A 21,531-nucleotide genomic window follows, 5' to 3' on the forward strand; every position below is an offset into this window, starting at 1 on the left:
TATTTCCCGCATGCCGTGAAATAACTTCAACAGCCACCGACACACCTGCGTTATAAAACTGCAATAGAGCAGGCGCATATGCAGCGAAGATCAACGGCTGTTCATATTCATGCAAGCTTTTCGCGCTCCTTCTCTCGCCACTATCGATGATGTCTGCGGAACCCGAGCAGATGGATATGACGGAGCCCCTTTGCGATCGATCCCGGATTTTGCGGTTATCGTGCCGATGCATAATGAAGAAGCGAGTGTTGAAACGCTCGTGGCCGAGATCGTGGCTGCCTGCCAGCCGGTCGGCACCTTCGAGATCGTGGTGGTGGACGACGCATCCTCTGACCGCACGGTGGATGCGGTGCTTTCACTCGGTGATCGTTACCCCATGCTGCGGCTTGTCAGGCATGACCGTCAGGGTGGGCAATCGGCGGCAATCCATAGCGGCGTGCAGGCGGCGCACGCGCCCATCATCTGCATGCTTGACGGCGACGGCCAGAACCCGCCGGACAATCTGCCGGCACTTCTTGCGCCGCTTCTCGCCGCCACTGCGCCCAGCCGGCTCGGTCTCGTGGCCGGCCAGCGCGTCGGCCGGCGTGATACGCTCGGAAAACGCCTTTCCTCGCGTTTCGCCAACGGATTGCGCGCACGCATCCTGAAGGACGGCACGCGCGATACCGGTTGCGGGCTCAAGGCCTTTCGTCGCGACGCCTATCTTGCCTTGCCCTATTTCGATCACCACCACCGCTATTTCCCGGCGCTTTTTAATCGCGACGGCTGGCAGGTGGCCCATGTCGACGTCACGCACCGGGCGCGGCAGCACGGCAATTCCCACTACACCAATATCGGCCGCGCGCTTGTTGGGATCCACGACCTGATCGGCGTCGCCTGGCTTTTGCGCCGGCGCAAGCGGTCAAGCTGGGCTGAAACTTTCATAACGGAGACATTGCCGTGAACGTACCGGCTTTATGGTCCATGCTGCATGTGAACAGCTGGGAAGAATTTGTATGGGTCCTGACCGGTTTCATGGGCCAGATGCTGTTCACCATGCGTTTTCTGGTTCAATGGATTTCCTCTGAACGGGCGAACCGTTCGGTCATGCCGGTCGCCTTCTGGTATTTTTCCATTCTTGGCGGTCTGGTGCTGCTTTCCTATGCGCTGTGGCGGCGCGACCCGGTCTTCGTTCTCGGACAGGCTTCCGGCCTACTCATCTATGCTCGAAATCTTTGGCTGATCCATGCAGAACGCCGCCAGCATGCATGATGGAGTGGCCCTGCCGAATGCGCAGGTAGGCGAAGAGCGCCGTTGGCTGACATTTGCGGTCACAGCGATCATTGTCGTGACGGCGCTGCGGATTCTTGCGCTGGCCTTCAACCGTACTGATCTTTTCCTCGACGAGGCGCAATATTGGCTGTGGGGCCGGGAGATGGCGCTGGGAGCCTATTCCAAGCCGCCGCTGATTGGCTGGCTCATTCGCGCTGCAACGATTCTGGGCGGCGGCGAGGGTACGTTCCAGGTGCGGTTGGCCGCCCCTGTCGTGCATGGCGTTGCGGCGGCGGCGATTCTTGTGCTCGGCCGTATGATCTATGATGTCAGGCTCGCCTCGCTGGCCGCCCTTGTCTATCTGACGCTGCCCGCCGTGACACTCGGCAGCCTACTGATCTCGACTGATACACCGATGATGCTGTTCATCGTGCTGTCGATGATTTCGGTCAGGAAGCTTGCGCAGGCACGGGCTGAAAGCAGGGGTGCGCTTGGCTGGAGCATCGCTCTCGGCCTCTGTTTCGGCCTCGGCCTGATGTCGAAATATGCGATGATCTATTTTCTGCCCTGCTTCATCGCGGCCGGGTGGCTTTGCGAGGCATGGCGTATCCGGCTGCGCGACGCGGCGATTGCCGCGCTGATCTGCCTTGCTGTCGTCGCGCCCAATCTGTGGTGGAACGCCGCGCATGATTTCATGACCGCGCGCCACACGGCTGACAATGCGAACTGGCACGGCGTACAGCTGAAGATCGGCTCGGCGCTCGAATTTTTCTTCTCGCAAGCGGGTGTGGTCGGACCATACGTTTTTGTCGGCATGATCGTTGCGACATTCCGCGCAAAAACCGGCGAAGCCCGGGCGCTTGTCGCTCTTTCCGTGCCGATCGTGCTTTTGATCACGGCACAGGGCCTGATGTCGCGTGCCCTCGCCAACTGGGCGGTCGGGGCTTATGCGGCAGGCGTGCTTCTGGCCACGCCGGTCCTGGCATCACGACGTTGGCTCATCGTATCCACGCTGGTCCTCGGAGGCATCGTCGCCATCGCGCTGCCGCTGATGACGATTGCGGGAACAGGCTTGCGCCTGCCGAACGGTAAACTGGCGATGGCACGTTATCTTGGAAGCTCCGAGTTGGTGTCGACCGGCCTCTCGCGGGCGCGTGAGGTAGGGGCGGACGCTATCGTCGCCAATGATCGTTCGATATTGGCCGAGCTTTTTTACCAGTTGCGGGACGAGAAGCAGGTGTTGACGCGCGCACTTCCCGAAACCGGTGTGCCCTCCAGCCACTATGCCCTTCTTTATCCGCTGAAGCCGGGCGAAGCGAAAAATCCGCTGTTTCTGGCAAGTGCGGATGGCTTGCCGGCATGCCTTGCCGGCGCGGCGCCGGTGGCGCATTGGACCGCCGGCCCGGGCTATGTCGAGGGTAAGGAAATCGGGCTGTGGCGCCTGCCGCCACAGTGCATTCCGGAGCGCGCCAATGGACAATGATCTCTCGCATATGCGGATCACCATCTGGGTGACGCTCGCCGCGCTCGCGCTGGTGATCCTGTTTGCGACCTTTCCTTCAATTGATCTTCGCTTCTCCGCCCTGTTCTTTTCGCCTGTAGGACAGCCATGGCCTGGCCGGGAGCCGTTTCCCGAATGGCTGCGCGACACGTTGCGGGAAGGTGTCGAGCTCGCCGCGCTTCTGGCTTTCCTCGCCCTCGTCGGTAATCTCCGGTTGGGCGCTCTGCAGCGAACCGGCTGGCGGGTCTGGGCGTTCCTGTGTGGTCCCGTGATCCTCTGCGCCGGGCTCCTCGTCAATGGCGTGCTGAAGGCCATGATCGGCCGCGCGCGTCCGTTCAGCGTTACCGAATTTGGCGGGCATCAGCTGTTCACGCCGCCTTTCCAGTTCAGCACGCAATGTTATTCGAACTGTTCGTTCTCTTCGGGCGAAACCGCGCTGATCGCGAGCTTTTTCCTGCCGTTCTGCGTGCTTGTCTGGCCGCGCCTGCGTCCCTATGGCCGATGGGTGGTTGGCGGCCTTTCCGCCGGGGCAATCATCCTCATGTCCGGTCTTCGCATCGCAGCCGGCGGGCATTTCCTCAGCGATGTGGTGATGTCCACCCTGTTCTCTGCCCTCACGACACTGTTTCTGTACCGGGTGCTGGCGATAAGCCGCCACCGCCACCTCTTCACGGGTGATGCCGTCTCCGCCGATACGATGAGCCTTTGGCGCAATGGACGCCATGCCGTTCTTGCCCGTGTTCGGCGCTGGTGGCCGAAAATCAAGGCCGCAGCCACGCGTTTGCAACGGCCCCCGGATACAGGTGCGGCGTCGTCTTAAGGGGAAGTTCCGGGTGGGGCCTCACTGAGGTGAAGGGGGCAGCGGCTATACATTTCCGCCTTGAACTGGACACGAAAAAATCAGCGCTCCTTGACTGGCTGTAAACCTGCCAATTACGCGGACGTCATGCTCGGGCTTATCCCCGTTATCTGCAACGTCTTGATTTTATTGATATGGTTAGATCCTCGGCACAAGGCTGAGGATGACGTTGAGTGAATGTGGACCCACTTCAGCTCAAGCGCAGGCCGCAAAAAATCGGAGCGAATTTGGCAGCCCTCGGGGCGATTGCTGAATTTATTCAGTCAAACAGACCGGATACAGACTGTTCCTGCGCGGTGCGGTTGATCGCCTCGCCGAGCAGGCCGGCGGTGCTGACCACGCGGATATTGTGCGCGGATTGCACACCGGTGGTCGGCTGGATGCTGTCGGTGATGACGAGTTCGCGCAGCTTCGAGGAGGCCACGCGGGCAACCGCGCCGCCCGAGAGTACACCGTGGGTGATATAGGCGGTAACGCTGGTCGCGCCCTTTTTCAGCAGCGCTTCGGCGGCGTTACAGAGCGTGCCGCCGGAATCGATGATATCGTCGATCAGGATGCAATCCTTACCCGAGACATCGCCGATGACGTTCATGACCTCGGATTCGCCCGGACGGTCACGACGCTTGTCAACGATTGCCAGAAGACAGTCGAGACGCTTCGACAGGGCACGGGCGCGAACCACGCCGCCGACATCAGGCGAAACGACCATGACATTGTTGGTGTCGTAATGGTCCTTCACGTCGCGGGCGAGAATGGGCGCTGCGAAGAGATTGTCGGTGGGGATGTCGAAGAAGCCCTGGATCTGGCCGGCATGAAGATCGAGGGTGAGAACGCGGTCGGCGCCGGCTTCGGTAATCAGATTGGCAACGAGCTTGGCGGAAATCGGGGTGCGGGGGCCTGCCTTGCGATCCTGGCGGGCGTAACCGAAATAGGGCAGCACCGCGGTAATTCGTTTGGCCGAGGAGCGGCGCATGGCATCGATCATGATGAGCAGTTCCATCAGATGATCATTTGCCGGGAAGGAGGTGGACTGGACGATAAAGACGTCTTCGCCGCGAACGTTCTCGCTGATTTCTACGAATATTTCCTGGTCAGCAAACCGCTTTACAGTGGCATTTCCGAGAGGAACGTTCAGATACTTGCAGATCGCTTCGGCAAGGTGCCGGTTCGAATTGCCTGCGAAAACCTTCATTGCGGCCGCCTGTTTCCATGCCATCGCCTTGCGCCACGGGGCTCAATCCACCGTAACCAAAGCGTCGTTCAAGGGGAGGAACATCCGGCTGAAAAGCCTTTGCCGGATACGCCTTGTTGCCATGCGCGCCTTAATAGCGCTGTTGCTTCCGATTGCAAGAGGACTCCGCGCTTTCGCAATGATTTTCGTGAAATCTCTGTGACTTCTCCCGTCGTTTCACCTCATCCGCGTTGAGATTGCTTCCATGACGCATACTCGCCCAGCGTTTTTGCGGCGATATCCTGCATGACCCTGTCGGTTGCTGCTGCCCAAGGATCGCTGCCTTTTGCCGCGACGCTTTCCTGTCCCTGCAGGCGGTGCAGCCGAACGCCATTGGCGTCGAGAATGTCCCAGACGTAAACGATATTGACCTTGCCGCCATCGGCAAATGCCGAGAAATACCCTTTCAGGATGTTTTCGGCCGAATTGTCGTTTGAGGCGCGGATGGTCAGCCCTTTCGCCCGTGCTTCGGCCCCGAGCTGGCGCGACAGCGGGGTGACGGCCTGAACGGGCGCACCGATGATGGGCAGGAAGCGGATGGAGTTTGCCGAAGAGGCAGGTGCAAGCGACGCCGACTGCTGCGAGGGGGCAGATTGCGCGACGGCGGGCGGGGCCGCAGCCGGGTTCTGGCGGAGCGGCTCGCCATACTGGTTGCCGTTGGACAGCGCCTGTGCCTGCGCCTGCAACGAGTTTTGCGGGGCGTAGGCGGGAACGGATGTCGCGGTTGCCGGGGCGCCGGTGGGCGCACGGTCGGCGGCGGCCGCCATCTGGTCGAGGTCGCCCTGCGTTACCGGCGTCGATTGCGAGCTATTATGGCCGACATCCACCTGCGGTGTCAGCGCTTCCGTCGTGTTGCAGCCTGACAGGGTCAGGACAAGCGCTGGAACAATGATGGCCTGACAAAGGGGGGTGAACCCCGTCCGGCTCATGCGATTTTCCCTCTCATGTTCCGCTCCTTCGTGCCCAAGGTGGCGCAATGTAAGGGCGGTTTTCCCGGTCTGTCAAACCCGGTGGCGATTTAAGCTGTGAGAAGATCGAGGTTATGGCGCGAGAGCGGTTCCGGGGCGCCGTCGGTGGTGAGATAGGTCTGGCCGAGCGTCATGGCCGTGCCGGAATCGGAATCCATCACGATCATGTGCACAAAGAGCGTCATGTCGGCGGTGATCTCCTGCGGATTGCCGGAATGGAACATCTGATGCTCCATCCAGGAGGGCGAAAAACGCGCGCCCAGTGAATAACCGCAGGAATTCAGGCGGTGCCGGGTGAGGCCACGCTCGTCCATCACGCGGGCATGCACGTCGAAGACGTCGCCGAATGTCTGCCCGGGGCGCAATACCTCCTCGATCGCTGTCAGATTTTGCAGGCAGGCGCTGTAAAGCTCCTTCTGGCGGAAATCCTGTTCGCCGATCACCACAGTGCGCATCATGGCGGCATGGTAATGGGCGCTGACGCCGGCCCATTCCAGCGTCAGCTGATCCTTGCTGTCGAGGACACGACGGCCTGCCTTGTAGCGGCAGAGAAGCGCATCCGCGCCTGAGCCGATGATGAATTCATTGGCAGGGTAGTCGCCGCCGCCCGCGAGCACCGCACCCTGCATCGCCGCGAGAATGGCGGCTTCGTCCGCGCCGGGCTTGATGAGGGGCAGTGCCGCATCCAGAGCCTCATCGGCCAGCTGGCCAGCCTTGCGGGCATAGGCGATTTCAGCGGGACTTTTGACGAGCCTGAGGGTGCTGACGAGATAGGAGGCGTCAACCATCTGGCCGAAGCTGGCAAGCTGGTTGTCCAGCAGGCGGGCGACACGACCGGTCATGCCGTGGGTGTCATATTCCACGCCGATCTTTGCGCCCAGCAGGTCGAGATCGCTCAGCAGGTTTTTGAGATCAAGAGTCGGGTCGGCATTGGGTCGATCGACCCAGAGGAGGACGTTCTCGATGATGGAAGTATTGCGGGCCTGACGCAGATCGGCCGAGCGTGTCAGCAGGTTCAGGGAGCCGTCCGATTTCACCACCAGCGTCTGGAAGAAGCAGTAGCCGAAAGTATCGTAACCGGTCAGCCAGTACATGCTTTCCTGCGCGAAAAGCAGCAGCGCGTCCAGCTTCTCCTCGGCCATTTTCGCGAGCAGCCGCTCGCGGCGGGCATCGAATTCCGAAAGCTCGAAATGCAGGGCCATGTCAGTCCTCCAGAATTGCGATTGCAGAAATCTGCCGGCCGTAATCGGGTTCGGCGCGGTGGGTGGTGCGGCGATAGGAATAAAACCGCTCTTCGTCCGGATAAGTGCAGAGGCCGAGATTTTCCGCCTTCACGCCGGCTGCGGTCAGGCGATCTATGGTGAATTGCTTGAGATCGAACAGGGCATGGCCCTGCTTCTCCGTCTCGCCGAAATACGCCGCATAGGCTGGATCGATATCGGTGAAGCGCGCCACATATTCCGGCCCGACCTCGTAATTGTTCTGGCTGATGGAGGGGCCGAGCGAGGCGACGATGCGCTCGCGTCTGGCGCCGAGCTTCGTCATGGTCTCGATGGTGTTTTCAAGCACGCCGAAGAGCGCGCCCTTCCAGCCGGCATGGGCGGCACCCACGACACCCGCTTCCGCATCCGCAAACAGAATAGGCCCGCAATCGGCGCTCAAGACGCCCAGCACGAAACCCGGCGTCGCCGTCACCAGGGCGTCCGCCTGCGGGCGACTGCCGTCATAGGTGTCATCGACCACGAGGACATCGGGGGAATGGACCTGGTGAACGGTGGCGAGGCGGCCCGAGGGCAGGCCGAACCATTCTGTCACGCGACGGCGGTTCTCCTGCACCTTTTCGGGCTCGTCATGGGAGCCGAGGCCGACATTGAGGCCCTGATAAAGCCCTTCCGAGACGCCGCCCTGCCGGGTGAAGAAACCGTGGCGGACGCGGTTTTCACCTGATGCGGTCAGCAGGGGTGACTGGAGCGGGAGCGGGAGCGTTGCGTTCTGCATAGTGTGGGAATTCCTTGGAGAATATCGCTGTTGGCCCGTGGAAGTGGGTTAAGCGAGATGTTTCCTGTTGCCGCGGCATTGCGCGGCGGTGTGATGCAGTGTGCCTGCTTCGTGTGTCGTGGCGATGTTGGCCCAGAGCTTGTCGCGCTGTCAATCCACTGCGCGAAACGGCAGAAGATGAAGCGCGGGACTTGAAACGGCGATGACCTTGAAAAGTTCCCCCATCTTGCCGGCGCCTTCGCCGGCGAGACGGTTCACCGCTTCGGCAATTTCAAGCGTCTGGTCGGGCGTTGCCTTGGCGGCGAGCGCGCCGGCTCTTTCCTTAAGGCCCAGGCCATATAGGAAGTCGCCCTGTCGCAGCGTGCCGTTGACGTGAACGCCGGTTGCCTCGGCCGTTTTTACAAGACTTTCGAAATCGACATGGCTGGTCAAATCTGCTTCGCCGGGATGCGCCAGCGCGGGGTCGAAGGCATGGTTGCGCATGGCCTGCAGCGTATCGCCATAACCGGCGACCAGGTGGCCGTAATCAATGGCGAGCGCGGTGCCGCCATGGGCGGAGAGGCGCTGGCAGATTGCGGTCATGACGGCTTCACGGGCAGGGGAAATCTCGAATATGGCGCCAAGCGGCTGCCGTTCGGGTTGCGGCGGCAGCAGGGCCGGGTCTATGCTGGCAAGACCCGTCGAAAAGACAAGGTTGTCATTGGCATCGAGGCTAACCACGCGTTCGCGGAAACCCTGCGGCGTCCTGACGAATTGCCGGATCGGAATGGCGTCGAAAAGTTCGTTGGCGACAAGCAGCAGGAAACCTTCAGGCACGTCGTCGAAACTGTCATGCCATGCCAGCCGACCCGCATGTTCGTCCAGCGTTTCCTTCTGGATGGCGGAAAGGCGGGGGCTGGTCTCGACAAGATGGACCCGCATCGTCTCATAAAGCGGTGGCGCGATGCGGCGGATCACCCGCAGCATGTCCGACATCATGGTGCCGCGGCCGGGGCCGATTTCGACCAGCTGCGTTTGCCCGGGTGCGCCATGCCGTTGCCAGGCGTGGACGACGAAAACACCAAGCATTTCCCCAAAAAGCTGGCTGACTTCAGGTGCGGTGATGAAGTCACCCGAACGGCCGAAGGGTTCGCGGCTCCTGTAATAACCGTGTTCAGGGTCGGCGAGGCACAGCGAGAAATAGTCCGTGACGCTGAGCGGTCCGTTAAGCCGAATAAGGGATTTGATGCGTTGCGCGAGCGGTGTGGTCATGGCGGGCCATACCGCTTAGGCGGTTTTTGTCGCGCGATGCGCGCGCAGGACGGCCCAAAGGCCCAACAGGAACATGGGTGTGGACAGAACCATGCCCATGGTCAGCCAGTTGCCGGCGAGATAACCGATCTGCGCGTCCGGTTCACGGAAGAATTCCACGAAAATACGTGACAGCGCATAACCGCAGACAAATATGCCGGTGACGGTGCCGGGCCGCTTCAGAGCCTTGAAGGCATAAATGGTGATGGCGAGAAGGATGACGAGGACGAGGCCTTCGAGGCCGGCTTCATAAAGCTGGCTCGGGTGGCGTGCAAAGGGGCCACCCGTCGGGAAAACGACCGCCCATGGGACATCGGCGATGCGGCCCCACAATTCGCCATTGATGAAATTGGCGATGCGGCCGAACAAAAGGCCTATGGGTGCTACGGCCGCGACGATATCGAACATGCTCCACACCGGAATGCCGTTCTTGCGGGCGAAGAGGATCATGGCGATCGTCGTGCCCATCAGGCCGCCATGGAACGACATGCCGCCATTCCAGATCTCGATGGCCCTGATGGGATTGGCGGCGACGGCTGCCATATCGTAAAACAGGATGTAGCCAAGACGTCCGCCGAGCACGATGCCGCCCGCTGCCCAGAGAATGAAATCATCAAGGTGCTGGGCAGAGATTGGCGACACGTTGTTTGGCCACAGCCGATCCGTGCGGGCGAGGCGACGGGCGTAAAGCCAGCCGAGCATAATGCCGGCGACATAGGCAATGCCGTACCAGTGGATCGCCAGGGGACCGATGGACAGCGCTATCGGGTCGATATTCGGGAAGGGCATGATGGCGAGTGAAGTGGGAGCGGCTATCAATCCGTATATATTCCGTCATCGTTGCTGGGCGGACAACGGATCACCCATTGTCTCAAAGGACCGGGCGATGATGCTCACCGGTTCTTTGACGCCAAGGAAAATGGCGATTGCAGTGACGGCGGTCAAGGTGATTCTTTAAGCTGTGGCTTAACATGCCGAAGGTGACGCAAGCTCTTGGGATTTTTCGATTTCGCTTGCAAGGCGACAGTGGAGTGCCTACCTGAATGGTATCAACAGCGGGCAAGACGATGCCCCTGAACCGACGAAGGATGAGCGCCATGAGCACGACAGGCACCAATCGTTTTCTGGATGAATTTGCCAAGCTGATGACCGATGCGGCAGGTGCCGCGCAGGGTGTGCGCAAGGAAGCCGAAGCGGCGTTTCACGCGCAGGCGGATCGCTGGCTCAACAGTCTGGATGTCGTCCGCCGTGAGGAATTCGACGCAGTGCGCGAAATGGCCATTCAGGCGCGGGATGAAAATGACGCGTTGCGCGCGCGGATCGAGGCTCTCGAAGCAAAGCTTTCAGCCACGAAGGACTGATTCTTCATCACTTTTCCAAGAAGCCCCGGATCGCAGGCGATTCCGGGGCTTTTGTTTTTTGGCTCCCTCTGGCCCACTTGACCTTCGGTTGCCGAAAGTCGTGCTCGGACGCGAATTTTTTGGGCCTGTGGACACTTCCAAAAAACGCAATCGGCAGAGTCGCTTAAGACTCTCGCCTGAGGTGATGGGGGAGGAGATATCCACTGCTCAAAAGGCAAAAATGGCGGGGAAGGGGTGGCAGCAGGACTCGGCCATTATACACTGATTTTAAATGATGATTCGAAAAGACCGGTAAGCTCCAGACAGGGTGAATGCGTTATTCTGGTGGTGTCGGGCAATCGTCTCAAATGTTTATCCCGGTTTGTATGTGCGTTTTGTGCCCGGCGTTCAAAACACGACATTCTGACCGGCTGAGAAGGTGCCGCATGAGTCTGATAGAATTTGAAATTGAGCGTCAGTCCAATCCCGTCGATATGATCGAGATTGTCGCCGCCTCGAATGACTGGTCGTTCGAGCGTTCGGGCGAAGACGAGATCGCCATGACTGTGGCCGGCCACTGGGCCGATTATCACGTTTCCTTTGCATGGATGGAAGATTTCGAAGCGCTGCATCTTGCCTGCGCCTTTGACATCAAGGTGCCGGACCACCGTGTCAACGAAGTCATTTGCCTGCTGTCGCAGGTCAACGGTCAGGTGCTGATGGGGCATTTCGATCTGTGGCGACAGGAAGACGTCGTGATCTTCCGCCAGTCGCTGCTTCTGTCCGGGGGTGCCGAGCCGAACAACCAACAGGTCGAAGTGCTGCTCTCCAGCGCGCTGGAGGCTTGCGAGCAATATTATCAGGCATTCCAGTTCGTCGTCTGGTCGGGACTTGATGCTAAAAGTGCAATCGAAGCGGTCATGTTCGAGACCGTGGGAGAAGCGTAAAATGGTATACAAGGCTTCCGGGCCGCTCGTCCTCGTGGGCGCCGGCAATATGGGCGGCGCAATGCTGTCTGGCTGGCTGAAGAAAGGCGTGCCGGGATCGCAGGTCATCGTCATTGACCCGCGCCCCTCCGAAGCCATGCGCACGACGATTGCGGAAGCCGGTGCGACCCATGGTGAAAACGCGCCTGACGGCGTCAAGGCCGGCATTCTTTTCGTGGCGGTGAAGCCGCAGATGATGGAAGCTGTGCTGCCCTCGCTAAAGCCTCTGCTGGGCCCGGAAACGGTTGTGGTCTCCATCGCGGCGGGCACCACCATTGCCACCTTCGTTTCGTATTTCGGTGCGGTTGCCGCGGTGCGCGCCATGCCCAATACGCCAGCTATGGTGGGCCGTGGCGTTACCGGCGCATATGCAAATGAACTTGTGACGCCCGAGCTTAAAGCCGTGGTGGATGGATTGCTGAAGGTCAGCGGTCCGGTCGAATGGGTGGATGCCGAAAGCGATATCGATGCCGTCACCGCGGTTTCGGGTAGCGGGCCTGCCTATGTCTTTTATCTCGTGGAATGCATGGCTGAAGCGGGCCGCAAAGCCGGTCTGCCGGCGGATGTGGCCATGCGTCTGGCGCGTGAAACCGTGGCCGGCGCCGGCGAGCTTCTGCACCAGTCCACTGACGAGGCGGCGCGCCTGCGTCAAAATGTGACTTCGCCGGGCGGCACCACGGCTGCGGCGCTCGCCGTGCTGATGGCCGAAGACGGCATGCAGCCGCTGTTCGACAGGGCGGTTGCTGCCGCGAAAACGCGCGCCAAAGAGCTGGCGGGCTGAAGGGACGGGTCATGAGCGGCGAAATCTCCTATGCCGAATTCGAGAAGGTCGATATTCGCGTTGGCACGATCGTGGAGGCAGAGCCGTTTCCGGAGGCTCGCAAACCGGCGATCAAGGTGAAGATAGATTTCGGACCCGAGATCGGCATCAAGAAATCCTCGGCGCAGATCACGGTACATTATACGCCGGAAAGTCTGGTCGGTCGGCAGGTGCTGGGCGTGGTGAATTTTCCGCCGCGCCAGATCGGCCCTTTTCGATCTGAAGTTCTGACGCTTGGGTTTGCCGATGCAAACGGCGACATCGTACTGGCCGCGGTCGAACGGCCGGTGCCGAACGGTGAGAAGATGTGCTGACGGCCGTTTGCCGTTAAGCCGGAAGCTTGACGATTACCCGCAATCCGCCCATCGGGCTTGCATCGAGCGATACGTCGCCGCCATGACTGCGAGCGATATCGCGAACGATGGAGAGACCGAGGCCGGTGCCAGAGGCATTGAGGTTACGTGCCTCGTCCAGCCGGAAGAATGGCTTGAACACATCCTCGCGTGAGATTTCCGGAATGCCGGGGCCGTCATCGTCAAAGGTCATGATGATGGAGCGTGGCGCCTTGCGGATATCGACGTGGAGATTGCTGGCGTAACGTCTGGCATTTTCGGCCAGGTTGGCGACGAGGCGCGAAAGCGCATTCGGCCGCGCGATGATCCTCTCGATATTATAGAGCTCGTAGCTGAATTTCTTGCCGTGCAGTTCGAAATCGTGGCCGATTTTTTCGAGAAGATCAGGAAGCTCCAGCGTGCCGACATCCTCTTCGACATCGGTGCGGGCAAAGGTCAGATAGGCCTCCAGCATTGACTGCATGTCCTCGACATCCTTATCAAGCCCCTCGAGATCGGGATTGTCGCCGGCGAGCGCCAGTTGCAGCTTGAAGCGGGTGAGGATGGTGCGCAGGTCGTGGCTGACGCCATTCAACATGGCGGTGCGTTGTTCCATCTGCCGCTCGATGCGCTCGCGCATCAGGATGAAGGCGAGGCCGGCGCGCCGCACCTCGTCCGCGCCGCGGGGCGAATAACCGCTGATCTTCTGGCCCTTGCCGAAGTTTTCAGCCGCTTTTGCAAGCGCTTCTATTGGCTTGATCTGCCCACGCAGGAACAGGATGGAGATGGCGATCAGCACCAGCGATGCGCCGACCATCCAGACGAGGAAGATGTGCGTGTTTGAGGCATAGGCCGAACTGCGGCTGGTAAAGACACGCAGCGTCTTGTTTTCCAGCTGGATGCGGATTTCGACCAGTGAGCCATTGCCGTAAGTGTCGATCCAGAACGGTCTGCCGATCTGCTGCGTCAACTGATCCGCGAGAATTCTGTCGAGGATTGAAAACAGTGGCTCGGGTCTGGGCGCCGGCAGATCGGTCTTCGGCTCGATATAGACGCTGAGATCGAGCTTTTCGCGCGCGATGCGGATGACGCGCTGATAGTCGTCTTCTTCCGGGTCCGTCTGCAGCAGTTCGATGACCGCAGCGATATCACGCGTCACGGCGGAAGAGAGGCGTTCCGTCACCAATTGCCAGTGACGTTCCATGAAGACGGCGGCGACAACGGCCTGAAGCAGGATCATCGGCAGAATGATGATGAGCAGCGAGCGGGTATAAAGGCCTGTCGGAAGCCAGTGGCGCAGCCATCTGCCAGAGGAGCGCCAGGCCTTGGCCACGGCGCTTTTTTTGAACGTGTCGAGAAAATCGAGGCTCGCCATGGTCGTGCGTTCGCCCTTCGTTGGGTGCTCGTCAGTCTACGCTCAGGCGGTAACCGATGCCGCGCACCGTTTGCAGATAGACAGGATTGGCAGGGTCGTCCTCAATCTTGCGGCGAAGACGATTGATCTGCACGTCGATGGTTCTTTCGCCCACTTCCGATTCCGCTTCCACCAACTCGTGGCGGGGAATCGTATCGCCGGCGCGCAGGGCAAAAAGCAGCATGATCTCCTGTTCGCGATCCGTGAGGCGGATCGTTTCGGGACCGCGCCGCAATTCTTTCTTCGGAATGGAGAAACTGTAGGGGCCGAACATGATCTGTTCGATCTTGGGCGTGTCCGGTGAGGTGTTGCGCCGCAGAATGTTATTGATGCGCAGCACGAGTTCGCGCGGATCGAATGGTTTGGCGAGGTAATCGTCCGCGCCTGCTTCCAGACCTGCAATGCGCGAATCCGCTTCCGAGCGGGCGGTCAGGAGGATGACCGGAACGGATTTGTCCTCATTCAGCGAACGGGTCAGCGACAGTCCGTTTTCGCCCGGCATCATCACGTCGAGGATGAGCAGATCGAAGCGAATGCCCACCATCTTGCGACGGGCCTCGGCCGCATCGGCAGCCACCGAGATGCGGTAGCCCTTGTCGCCAAGAAAACGCTGCAGCAGATCGCGGATGCGGGCGTCATCATCAACGATCAGAAGATGGGCCGCATCATCATCTGCCGGTGGACGTTTTGTCGGAGCCTGTGCCATCGTCACTCGTCCTCTACGGTGGTCGACGTTGTCGGGCTGCGCATCTGCGCCAGGAATTTGCGCACGCAGGCGCGGGCGTCCGGCCCGAGCCCTTCCAGCGCCCGGTCGATGCGGCGGGATTGCGGTTCGCTGAGCGCCAGCGCCAGTTCGCGGCCGGTCAGAGTTGGGTAAAGCCTGCGCTGGCGGCGGTCTTCCGGGCCGGCCATCTGGCGGATGTAACCATCGTCGATCAATTGTTTAAGCACGCGGGCGAGGCTCTGCTTGGTAATCTGCAGCGTGTCGAGCAGATCCGCCACGGTCATGCCGGGCTGCCGGCTGACGAAATAGACCACCCTGTGATGCGCCCTGCCATAGTCCAGCTTCGACAGAATGACATCGGGGTCGGAGACAAAATCGCGATAGGCGAAAAACAGCGCCTCGATCGTGTCGAAGTCGATCTTGCCGTCGTCAACCTTCGGGAGTGCCGGTGTCTGCCTTGCGGCGGCGGTTTTGAGCGATTGCGGTGGCACTGCGGTTCCTTCATATCCTGCGCTGTCTGATCATAGGCTGACAGGCGTCGATACGCCAATATTCTGTAAACATAGCCGAAAATGCGTCCGCTCGGGAGAATGCCGCCGATCATTTTCTGTTGCGGTGGATAATATGGCGCGGGTGCGGGCGCAACTGGAATCCTGAGTGGCCTTTACCGGAAATAGAAAAGAGCGCGGGAAGGCCGCGCTCTTCTTCATTTTTCGCTATGATAGTGGTGTTACTGGTAAACGTAGACGATACGACGTGTCGAAGGTTCTACGAGAACCGGTACGTCATTCACCCGGACATAGCGATACTGATAGTCGGGGACCTCAACCAAACGGGTATCCGCGGGGAGAACGCTGCCGATGGCGATATCGCCGTCGTAGGTGACGGTGTCCGCAGGATGCTCGTCCATATAGGTGATGACCGACTGCGGCGGATCTACTTCACCGACGCGACCAAGGTTCGGGTCACCGGGGTTCGGCTCTGCCTGTACGCTTGAGGTCTTTTCGTAGGTCACGACCGGCACGCTCAGTTCCGTGCGGCGTTCCTTGAGAATGACGGGCGAACCTTCATACATCACGTTCAGGTACTCGGCGTGGGCCCAGCCGCGCAAGCCGTTCACCTCAACGCGGCACCAGCTGCTGCCTTCCATGCAACCATCCAGAACCGCATTGCTGCCACGTGTGGCGAGGCCAACTTCGGGATAATCCTCACCGGGGCCGGAACGGACGGAAAGATCCGAGGCGGTAGTTGCGACCATGGCGGCATTTGCATAACCCGCCATCAAAGTAAAGGCGCCGCCAGCGATCAGCATTTTAAGCGTCTTGTCCATGTGTCTCACTCCTTTTAAGACTGGTGCTACAACGTCGAAACCATCTTGGCGTTCCACATTTTTCGCAGGCAATTCGCGCCGCCCGCCCAAAATTTCTGGTTATCTTACTGGATTTAATGACTATTTTTGGGGTGGCCAAGCCGATGAAATCTGGAGGCTTTTTCGGCGCCATTGTGCCGCAACGGGTCGCGGGCTATAGGAGGCGGAACAGTTCAGACAGGAGATACAGGACATGGGAAAGTTGCAGGCGGGCATTATTCCGGTCACGCCATTCGAGCAGAACTGCACCATCCTGTTCGATCAGGATACCAAGGAGGGCGTCGTCGTCGATCCCGGCGGTGATGTGGACGTCATTTTGCAGGTCGTTGCCGAAAACGGCATCAAGCTCAAGGAAATCTGGTTGACGCATGGTCATCTCGACCACGCCGGCGGTGCCGACGAACTGCGCGCGAAACTTTCCCTGTCGGTGGTCGGTCCCCATGAGGATGACCGCCCTCTGCTGGAGAGGATCGAGGTGCAGGCGGAGAAATACGGGATCAGCGGCCTGAAAAATGTCGTGCCGGACACTTGGCTGAAGGATGGCGACAAGGTTTCCTTTGGCGACCACGTCTTCGAGGTCTATCATTGCCCGGGGCACGCGCCCGGCCATGTCATCTATTACAACCGCGACCAGAACTTCGCCCATGTCGGCGATGTGCTGTTTTCGGGATCCGTCGGACGCACGGACCTGCCGGGCGGAAACCACGAGCAATTGATGGCGTCCATTCGCGACAAGCTTTTGCCGCTGGGAGATGATGTCGGTTTCATCTGCGGCCATGGCCCCGGTGGGCGGCTGGGCGAGGAAAGGCTCAATAACCCCTATCTGAAGGGGCTCTGAATTCCGGCCCTTAAAGGCCTGCAGCACGCATAAAAAAACCCGGCATTCCTGCCGGGCTTCAACTAGAAAAGAAAGCCGTTTTAGGGTCAGCCAGCAATCTGCAGATTGACTGCCTTCGGGCCCTTGCCGCGACGATCCGGTTCCGTGTCGAAGCTCACTTTCTGATTTTCTGAAAGCCCGGACAGGCCGGAAGCCTGTACGGCAGAGATGTGAACAAAGATATCAGCGCCACCATTGTCTGGCTTAATGAAGCCGAAGCCTTTGTCGGTATTGAAGAATTTTACGGTGCCAGTTTCGGCCATGCATCAGGTCCTTTTCGCTCTGCCCGCGTTCAGCTACAGGCAGCATTACAGTTTTGCCCCGCGTGGGCGTTGGCAGGCAGTTTTTGACTATTGAGAAAATGGACCTTCGCAGCGGGAAGTAATGGCGTTCTCATCCAACGTTTTTCGTCCCACCGCCCGAGGTTTATAGCGTCCCCAGTGCGCAAATTTATAGGCCTTCCCATGCTCGCAAATTGCCCGAACCGCAGTAGATTGCTGCGTTTATCGAAAATTGGCAAGCAAAAGTTTTCACGGGCTTTTTGTCAGATAAAAACCTGCGGTAGAATAACGCCTGGTAACCGCACATTTTTTCCGCATAAGCGATAATTGCTGAAATAATTGCCGTTCGCGCCGGACTTTCCCGGCAAAAATTTAAACGCACAGCGGCAATTTTCTGGGAAAACAGAAAAATAAGTTCTTTTCGCGTCAGGCTGCTCCGGCCATGGGTTTTTGTCGTTTGCGCGTCAGTTCCGGCACCAGTTCGACGATCAGGATCGCAACGAATATGATCAGGCAACCGACATAGCCGGCGGTGGAAATGGTTTCCTTGAGGAAGATCGAGGCCAGCAGGGCGCCGAAGAGCGCTTCCGACGACAGGAAAATCGCCGCCTGCGGCGCAGTCGTATAGCGCTGTGCAATGACCTGCAACACGAAGGCGAGGCCCGAGGAGACGAGGCCGACGTAGAGAATTTCCACCATCGACCCTTCGATGGCCGCCATGCTGATCGGTTCGAAAACGGCACCGATCATGCAACTAAGAAGGGAGCAAACCGCGAACTGGGTGCAGGAGAGCGCCAGCGGCCGGCCACTTTCGGAGACGAAGCGCCCCGCCAGCGTAATCTGGATCGCCCAGAAGAAGGCGCAGATGATGCTAAGAATATCCCCTTTCGTCAGCGTCTCAAAGGCACCGCCGGAAAGGAGAAATATGCCGCCGAGCATCATCAATGCGCAGGGCCAGACGACCCAATGGGGATGACGGCGGTAAAGGAGGACGGCGATGACAGGCACGAAGATGACATAGAGCCCGGTCAGGAAGCTGGAATTGGTGACGGTCGTGGTCAGAAGACCGACCTGCTGCGTGGTGGCGCCGCCGAACAAGGCTAGCCCTACGAGGATAAAGCTGCCGATTTCACGGCGGCGCGGCGGCGATTTCAGCGACCGTGTTTCCATGAGTGCGAAGGGCAATACGGCGATTGCGGCGATGGCGAAACGCAGGCCGACGAACCAGAACGGGCCGATCGAGGCCATGGCGGAGGATTGCGCGACAAAGCCGCCTCCCCAGATTGCTGCTGCGAGGAGAAGCAGCATATTGGCCTGAACACGCGTCATTATGGGCACCAGCACAGCAGGGGCCGGGAAGATCGTTCAGTCGCGGCCGTGGCAAACAGGGAATTTTTTTGAAATGCCGATCCAAAGTTGCGGATGGCTCTTTCCCTGGTGCTTTAGCAGCAACGTGCCGATGCCGCAAGTCGAGGCGGCGGCGGGTTATTTGTAGCGGCGGGCCTCGTCCTTCAGGCTGCGCCGGGTCAGCGTCAGGCCGCCAACGCCAAGGCCGATAAAGGCAGCGGCTGAGAGAAGGATGAGCAGCAGGTGAGGGCCAGCCCCGGTGGTGGCCGCCACATGCGGAATGGCTGACGTGTGCAGGGTGTCGAGTGCCTCGGTGGCCGCATTGGCCGAGGTTGCGATGCCGGCGGCCATGGTGACGATGACAAGAAAAGCCGCCACGGCCATCCAGAGGGAAAACAGCGTTCTCTGCGCCCTTAACCTTTCAACGGAAGTCCGATCGTTGGTAAACATGGCTGTTGCCTCTTGTCCCTGTTCTTAAAGGATAAAAGAGGCTTCGAAATGGACGGCTTGGAGACCGAATTCTGGCGTTCCGCGGCATTTATTGCGGCCATATTGTGGCAGGGCGGCCCGTAGAGGCTATTTCGCCGCAAATGGCGTCACAGGCCGCGTTTTCCGAAAGTCCTGGTTTGGCGCAGCGGATGCGGATCGGTAGCGCGGTCTTCCCGGGAGAATGCCGGCGCCGCAGCGTTTCTCTCCACCCTTGAAGGGGAGAAATTTGCACTGCCGAGCTCCGGGAAGCGTGTATCGAAACTTGTCGGTGCGAGTTCGGGCTTTGCCAGCACATAACCCTGCATCAGCAGGACGCCGAGGTCTTCGCACAGATCTACCTGCCAGCCGGTTTCCAGCCCCTCGAAGACCGGCTCTATTCCGTCCTCGCGGAACTGGCGGACGATGACGCGCAAAAGGGCGGCGCCGGCCGAATTCTGCATGAAATCGCGCACCCACCCCGCTTCGAATTTCACGTAGTCCGGTTTGATGAGCTTCACGCGTTCTATGTCAGAATCGCCCGCACCGTAATCGTCGAGTGCCACGCGGAAACCCATATCATGCATATGGTATGCGAAGTCGGCGACCATCTGGGTGTCGGAGGCCTTTTTCTCCGAGATTTCGCAAACGATGCGATCCGCCGTCATGCCGGCCTCGTGGGCGGTCAGCCGCATGCGCTCCACTTCCTGCCGCATTTTGGCCGGGGTCTGGAAAAGGCCCGGATGGAAGTTGACGAAGATGCGGGCGCGGGAACGGTCGAGCTTGCCGGTATTGAGAATATGGATCGTGCGCAGGATGCTGTCGATGTTTTCGATGTCTTCTGCTGCCACAAGCGAGAAGAATTCGCCCGGCGTCACCGGCTCGCCGTTGCGGTAGGGTCGCACCAGACCTTCGAAAGAATCGATGTCCAGCATGCCGCTTGCCGTGCGACGGAAAATCGGCTGCAGAGCCGATTTCAAGTTGAAGGTGCCATAGGCCGTGGACCATGTGCCATCGACCTCGCGAACAAGACTGGAAAAGATGCTTTTGGGCGCCATTTTTCAACCAGCTATAGAGACACGACCCCTAGGCTCGCCAATGTAGCGTATCAAGCGTTACTTCCGGGTTAAGGAAGGTTTAAATTCCCCGATGCAGCAGATAAGCCGGCTTTTGACCTTGAAACTATGCCCGTCTTTCGACATAGAAATTGCCGCAGCAGATAGGATTTTCCGCCTCTGCCGATGTCAACCTCAATAGGACCGATTAAAAATGGCCTTCCTTGCCGACATTCTCTCCCGCGTAAAGCCATCCGCCACCATCGCCGTTACCCAGAAAGCCCGTGAGCTGAAAGCGCAGGGCCGCGATGTGATTAGCCTTGGCGCCGGCGAGCCGGATTTCGATACGCCCGAAAATATCAAGGAAGCGGCCATTGACGCGATCAAACGCGGCGAGACCAAATACACGCCCATTTCCGGTATTCCGGAACTGCGCAAGGCGATTGCCGACAAGTTCAAGCGTGAAAACGGCCTCGACTACAAGCCGGAGCAGACGATCGTCGGTACCGGCGGCAAGCAGATTCTCTTCAACGCCTTCATGGCCACGCTGAACCCGGGTGATGAAGTCGTCATCCCGGCACCTTACTGGGTCAGCTATCCGGAAATGGTGGCGATCTGCGGCGGCACGCCGGTTTTCGTCGACGCCACGCTCGAAGACAATTTCAAGCTGAAGCCGGAAGCGCTGGAAAAGGCGATCACCCCGAAGACCAAGTGGTTCGTGTTCAACTCGCCCTCCAACCCGTCGGGTGCGGCCTATTCGCATGACGAGCTGAAGGCGCTGACGGACGTGCTGGTCAAGCATCCGCATGTCTGGGTGCTGACGGATGACATGTATGAGCACCTGACCTATGGCGATTTCAAATTCGTCACTCCGGTCGAAGTGGAGCCTTTGCTCTATGACCGCACGCTGACGATGAACGGTGTCTCCAAGGCCTATGCCATGACCGGCTGGCGTATCGGTTACGCTGCCGGCCCGCTGCCCCTGATCAAGGCCATGGACATGATCCAGGGCCAGCAGACCTCGGGCGCAAGCTCGATTGCACAATGGGCAGCTGTCGAAGCTCTGAACGGTACGCAGGATTTCATTCCGGAAAACAAGAAGATCTTCGAAGGCCGTCGTGACCTTGTCGTTTCCATGCTCAACCAGGCCAAGGGCATCAGCTGCCCGGCGCCTGAAGGCGCGTTCTACGTTTACCCCTCCTGCGCCGGCCTGATCGGCAAGACCGCTCCCTCGGGCAAGGTCATCGAGACGGATACGGATTTCGTTTCCGAGCTTCTGGAAGCCGAAGGCGTAGCCGTTGTGCAGGGATCGGCTTTCGGCCTCGGCCCGAACTTCCGCATTTCCTACGCCACGTCGGAAGCGCTGCTGGAAGAAGCCTGCAAGCGCATTCAGCGCTTCTGCGCCGATTGCCGCTGATCGGTT

General features: G+C 59.5%; 24 protein-coding genes. 10 read left to right on the forward strand and 14 right to left on the reverse strand.

From position 1 onward, the window contains the following. The first annotated feature begins 103 nt into the window (after nucleotides 1-103). The 4 genes from ACFVTJ_RS01795 to ACFVTJ_RS01810 are packed head-to-tail and all read left to right on the forward strand — an operon-like array spanning nucleotide 104 to nucleotide 3,572. Nucleotides 104-943, forward strand: a complete 840-nt coding sequence (locus ACFVTJ_RS01795) for a glycosyltransferase family 2 protein (protein WP_386905239.1) — start codon at nucleotides 104-106, stop codon at nucleotides 941-943. Between the two features lie 20 nt (nucleotides 944-963). Continuing rightward, nucleotides 964-1,251, forward strand: a complete 288-nt coding sequence (locus ACFVTJ_RS01800; RefSeq protein ID WP_386905241.1) for a lipid-A-disaccharide synthase N-terminal domain-containing protein — start codon at nucleotides 964-966, stop codon at nucleotides 1,249-1,251. Further along, nucleotides 1,226-2,734 (forward strand): ArnT family glycosyltransferase, encoded by a 1,509-nt coding sequence (locus tag ACFVTJ_RS01805; protein WP_386904120.1) that lies wholly within the window; start codon nucleotides 1,226-1,228, stop codon nucleotides 2,732-2,734. The genes ACFVTJ_RS01800 and ACFVTJ_RS01805 overlap by 26 nt, the downstream gene beginning before the upstream one ends. After that, nucleotides 2,724-3,572, forward strand: coding sequence for a phosphatase PAP2 family protein (locus tag ACFVTJ_RS01810; protein ID WP_386904122.1), 849 nt, complete (start codon nucleotides 2,724-2,726; stop codon nucleotides 3,570-3,572). The genes ACFVTJ_RS01805 and ACFVTJ_RS01810 overlap by 11 nt, the downstream gene beginning before the upstream one ends. Nucleotides 3,573-3,870: 298 nt before the next feature. On the opposite strand, the gene ACFVTJ_RS01815 is transcribed toward ACFVTJ_RS01810, so the two are convergent. From ACFVTJ_RS01815 to lgt, 6 genes are all read right to left on the reverse strand, one after another. Then, nucleotides 3,871-4,803, reverse strand: a complete 933-nt coding sequence (locus ACFVTJ_RS01815) for a ribose-phosphate pyrophosphokinase (protein ID WP_010972147.1) — start codon at nucleotides 4,801-4,803, stop codon at nucleotides 3,871-3,873. Nucleotides 4,804-5,024: 221 nt separating this feature from the next. After that, nucleotides 5,025-5,771 carry a hypothetical protein gene (locus ACFVTJ_RS01820; RefSeq protein WP_386904125.1) on the reverse strand — a complete coding sequence of 249 codons (747 nt, stop codon included), beginning with the start codon at nucleotides 5,769-5,771 and terminating at the stop codon, nucleotides 5,025-5,027. Between the two features lie 89 nt (nucleotides 5,772-5,860). After that, nucleotides 5,861-7,012 (reverse strand): M24 family metallopeptidase, encoded by a 1,152-nt coding sequence (locus tag ACFVTJ_RS01825; RefSeq protein ID WP_386904127.1) that lies wholly within the window; start codon nucleotides 7,010-7,012, stop codon nucleotides 5,861-5,863. Between the two features lies 1 nt (nucleotide 7,013). Then, nucleotides 7,014-7,808 carry a peptidoglycan editing factor PgeF gene (pgeF, locus tag ACFVTJ_RS01830; protein ID WP_386904129.1) on the reverse strand — a complete coding sequence of 265 codons (795 nt, stop codon included), beginning with the start codon at nucleotides 7,806-7,808 and terminating at the stop codon, nucleotides 7,014-7,016. 150 nt (nucleotides 7,809-7,958) lie between these two features. Then, complete coding sequence (locus ACFVTJ_RS01835; protein ID WP_386904131.1) at nucleotides 7,959-9,059, reverse strand: class I SAM-dependent methyltransferase; 1,101 nt, start codon at nucleotides 9,057-9,059, stop codon at nucleotides 7,959-7,961. A 15-nt stretch (nucleotides 9,060-9,074) separates the two neighbouring features. Further along, complete coding sequence (gene lgt, locus ACFVTJ_RS01840) at nucleotides 9,075-9,887, reverse strand: prolipoprotein diacylglyceryl transferase (protein WP_386905243.1); 813 nt, start codon at nucleotides 9,885-9,887, stop codon at nucleotides 9,075-9,077. Between the two features lie 308 nt (nucleotides 9,888-10,195). Here lgt and ACFVTJ_RS01845 point away from each other — a divergent pair, with 308 nt between their 5' ends. From ACFVTJ_RS01845 to ACFVTJ_RS01860, 4 genes are all read left to right on the forward strand, one after another. Next, nucleotides 10,196-10,459 carry an accessory factor UbiK family protein gene (locus ACFVTJ_RS01845; RefSeq protein ID WP_065113851.1) on the forward strand — a complete coding sequence of 88 codons (264 nt, stop codon included), beginning with the start codon at nucleotides 10,196-10,198 and terminating at the stop codon, nucleotides 10,457-10,459. Between the two features lie 425 nt (nucleotides 10,460-10,884). Next, nucleotides 10,885-11,385 carry a YbjN domain-containing protein gene (locus tag ACFVTJ_RS01850; protein ID WP_004442934.1) on the forward strand — a complete coding sequence of 167 codons (501 nt, stop codon included), beginning with the start codon at nucleotides 10,885-10,887 and terminating at the stop codon, nucleotides 11,383-11,385. Nucleotide 11,386: 1 nt separating this feature from the next. After that, nucleotides 11,387-12,205: a pyrroline-5-carboxylate reductase gene (proC, locus tag ACFVTJ_RS01855; RefSeq protein ID WP_386904134.1), complete on the forward strand. Its 819-nt coding sequence runs from the start codon at nucleotides 11,387-11,389 to the stop codon at nucleotides 12,203-12,205. Nucleotides 12,206-12,216: 11 nt separating this feature from the next. Next, a complete protein-coding gene (locus ACFVTJ_RS01860; protein ID WP_386904136.1) occupies nucleotides 12,217-12,558 on the forward strand; it encodes a tRNA-binding protein in 342 nt (113 codons plus the stop codon). Nucleotides 12,559-12,571: 13 nt separating this feature from the next. Here the strand turns inward: ACFVTJ_RS01860 and ACFVTJ_RS01865 are convergent, their stop codons facing one another. The 4 genes from ACFVTJ_RS01865 to ACFVTJ_RS01880 form a co-directional block, all read right to left on the reverse strand. Then, nucleotides 12,572-13,951, reverse strand: a complete 1,380-nt coding sequence (locus ACFVTJ_RS01865; RefSeq protein ID WP_386904138.1) for an ATP-binding protein — start codon at nucleotides 13,949-13,951, stop codon at nucleotides 12,572-12,574. A gap of 31 nt (nucleotides 13,952-13,982) precedes the next feature. Next, nucleotides 13,983-14,696, reverse strand: a complete 714-nt coding sequence (locus ACFVTJ_RS01870) for a response regulator (RefSeq protein ID WP_386904140.1) — start codon at nucleotides 14,694-14,696, stop codon at nucleotides 13,983-13,985. A gap of 2 nt (nucleotides 14,697-14,698) precedes the next feature. Then, nucleotides 14,699-15,205, reverse strand: coding sequence for a MarR family winged helix-turn-helix transcriptional regulator (locus ACFVTJ_RS01875; RefSeq protein ID WP_386904142.1), 507 nt, complete (start codon nucleotides 15,203-15,205; stop codon nucleotides 14,699-14,701). A 239-nt stretch (nucleotides 15,206-15,444) separates the two neighbouring features. After that, the gene (locus ACFVTJ_RS01880) at nucleotides 15,445-16,044 is read right to left on the reverse strand and encodes a DUF1236 domain-containing protein (RefSeq protein WP_386904144.1); all 600 of its coding nucleotides are present in this window, start codon (nucleotides 16,042-16,044) and stop codon (nucleotides 15,445-15,447) included. Between the two features lie 232 nt (nucleotides 16,045-16,276). Here ACFVTJ_RS01880 and ACFVTJ_RS01885 point away from each other — a divergent pair, with 232 nt between their 5' ends. Beyond that, complete coding sequence (locus ACFVTJ_RS01885; protein ID WP_386904146.1) at nucleotides 16,277-16,921, forward strand: MBL fold metallo-hydrolase; 645 nt, start codon at nucleotides 16,277-16,279, stop codon at nucleotides 16,919-16,921. 86 nt (nucleotides 16,922-17,007) lie between these two features. Here the strand turns inward: ACFVTJ_RS01885 and ACFVTJ_RS01890 are convergent, their stop codons facing one another. The 4 genes from ACFVTJ_RS01890 to ACFVTJ_RS01905 form a co-directional block, all read right to left on the reverse strand. Continuing rightward, nucleotides 17,008-17,223: a cold-shock protein gene (locus ACFVTJ_RS01890; protein WP_003494703.1), complete on the reverse strand. Its 216-nt coding sequence runs from the start codon at nucleotides 17,221-17,223 to the stop codon at nucleotides 17,008-17,010. Nucleotides 17,224-17,667: 444 nt separating this feature from the next. Further along, on the reverse strand, nucleotides 17,668-18,570 hold the full coding sequence (locus ACFVTJ_RS01895) for a DMT family transporter (RefSeq protein ID WP_386904150.1): 903 nt from the start codon (nucleotides 18,568-18,570) through the stop codon (nucleotides 17,668-17,670). Between the two features lie 156 nt (nucleotides 18,571-18,726). Beyond that, nucleotides 18,727-19,038, reverse strand: a complete 312-nt coding sequence (locus tag ACFVTJ_RS01900; RefSeq protein ID WP_386904152.1) for a hypothetical protein — start codon at nucleotides 19,036-19,038, stop codon at nucleotides 18,727-18,729. A gap of 146 nt (nucleotides 19,039-19,184) precedes the next feature. Beyond that, a complete protein-coding gene (locus tag ACFVTJ_RS01905; RefSeq protein ID WP_386904154.1) occupies nucleotides 19,185-20,111 on the reverse strand; it encodes an EAL domain-containing protein in 927 nt (308 codons plus the stop codon). A 211-nt stretch (nucleotides 20,112-20,322) separates the two neighbouring features. Here ACFVTJ_RS01905 and ACFVTJ_RS01910 point away from each other — a divergent pair, with 211 nt between their 5' ends. After that, the gene (locus tag ACFVTJ_RS01910; protein WP_386904156.1) at nucleotides 20,323-21,525 is read left to right on the forward strand and encodes a pyridoxal phosphate-dependent aminotransferase; all 1,203 of its coding nucleotides are present in this window, start codon (nucleotides 20,323-20,325) and stop codon (nucleotides 21,523-21,525) included. The last annotated feature ends 6 nt before the right edge of the window (nucleotides 21,526-21,531 follow it).

This window comes from Agrobacterium sp. NPDC058088 (assembly GCF_042885035.1).
GTDB lineage: Bacteria > Pseudomonadota > Alphaproteobacteria > Rhizobiales > Rhizobiaceae > Agrobacterium.

What these genes read in the sequence shown, in the direction of transcription:
- ACFVTJ_RS01820 (WP_386904125.1), bottom strand. Translation starts at nt 5,771, where the DNA reads ATGAGCCGGACGGGGTTCACCCCCCTTTGTCAGGCCATCATTGTTCCA.
- ACFVTJ_RS01905 (WP_386904154.1), bottom strand. Translation starts at nt 20,111, where the DNA reads ATGGCGCCCAAAAGCATCTTTTCCAGTCTTGTTCGCGAGGTCGATGGC.
- ACFVTJ_RS01850 (WP_004442934.1), top strand. Translation starts at nt 10,885, where the DNA reads ATGAGTCTGATAGAATTTGAAATTGAGCGTCAGTCCAATCCCGTCGAT.
- ACFVTJ_RS01885 (WP_386904146.1), top strand. Translation starts at nt 16,277, where the DNA reads ATGGGAAAGTTGCAGGCGGGCATTATTCCGGTCACGCCATTCGAGCAG.
- ACFVTJ_RS01815 (WP_010972147.1), bottom strand. Translation starts at nt 4,803, where the DNA reads ATGAAGGTTTTCGCAGGCAATTCGAACCGGCACCTTGCCGAAGCGATC.
- ACFVTJ_RS01890 (WP_003494703.1), bottom strand. Translation starts at nt 17,223, where the DNA reads ATGGCCGAAACTGGCACCGTAAAATTCTTCAATACCGACAAAGGCTTC.
- ACFVTJ_RS01835 (WP_386904131.1), bottom strand. Translation starts at nt 9,059, where the DNA reads ATGACCACACCGCTCGCGCAACGCATCAAATCCCTTATTCGGCTTAAC.
- ACFVTJ_RS01810 (WP_386904122.1), top strand. Translation starts at nt 2,724, where the DNA reads ATGGACAATGATCTCTCGCATATGCGGATCACCATCTGGGTGACGCTC.
- pgeF (WP_386904129.1), bottom strand. Translation starts at nt 7,808, where the DNA reads ATGCAGAACGCAACGCTCCCGCTCCCGCTCCAGTCACCCCTGCTGACC.
- ACFVTJ_RS01870 (WP_386904140.1), bottom strand. Translation starts at nt 14,696, where the DNA reads ATGGCACAGGCTCCGACAAAACGTCCACCGGCAGATGATGATGCGGCC.
- lgt (WP_386905243.1), bottom strand. Translation starts at nt 9,887, where the DNA reads ATGCCCTTCCCGAATATCGACCCGATAGCGCTGTCCATCGGTCCCCTG.
- ACFVTJ_RS01845 (WP_065113851.1), top strand. Translation starts at nt 10,196, where the DNA reads ATGAGCACGACAGGCACCAATCGTTTTCTGGATGAATTTGCCAAGCTG.
- ACFVTJ_RS01800 (WP_386905241.1), top strand. Translation starts at nt 964, where the DNA reads ATGCTGCATGTGAACAGCTGGGAAGAATTTGTATGGGTCCTGACCGGT.
- ACFVTJ_RS01825 (WP_386904127.1), bottom strand. Translation starts at nt 7,012, where the DNA reads ATGGCCCTGCATTTCGAGCTTTCGGAATTCGATGCCCGCCGCGAGCGG.
- ACFVTJ_RS01880 (WP_386904144.1), bottom strand. Translation starts at nt 16,044, where the DNA reads ATGGACAAGACGCTTAAAATGCTGATCGCTGGCGGCGCCTTTACTTTG.
- ACFVTJ_RS01910 (WP_386904156.1), top strand. Translation starts at nt 20,323, where the DNA reads ATGGCCTTCCTTGCCGACATTCTCTCCCGCGTAAAGCCATCCGCCACC.
- proC (WP_386904134.1), top strand. Translation starts at nt 11,387, where the DNA reads ATGGTATACAAGGCTTCCGGGCCGCTCGTCCTCGTGGGCGCCGGCAAT.
- ACFVTJ_RS01860 (WP_386904136.1), top strand. Translation starts at nt 12,217, where the DNA reads ATGAGCGGCGAAATCTCCTATGCCGAATTCGAGAAGGTCGATATTCGC.
- ACFVTJ_RS01895 (WP_386904150.1), bottom strand. Translation starts at nt 18,570, where the DNA reads ATGACGCGTGTTCAGGCCAATATGCTGCTTCTCCTCGCAGCAGCAATC.
- ACFVTJ_RS01805 (WP_386904120.1), top strand. Translation starts at nt 1,226, where the DNA reads ATGCAGAACGCCGCCAGCATGCATGATGGAGTGGCCCTGCCGAATGCG.
- ACFVTJ_RS01865 (WP_386904138.1), bottom strand. Translation starts at nt 13,951, where the DNA reads ATGGCGAGCCTCGATTTTCTCGACACGTTCAAAAAAAGCGCCGTGGCC.
- ACFVTJ_RS01900 (WP_386904152.1), bottom strand. Translation starts at nt 19,038, where the DNA reads ATGTTTACCAACGATCGGACTTCCGTTGAAAGGTTAAGGGCGCAGAGA.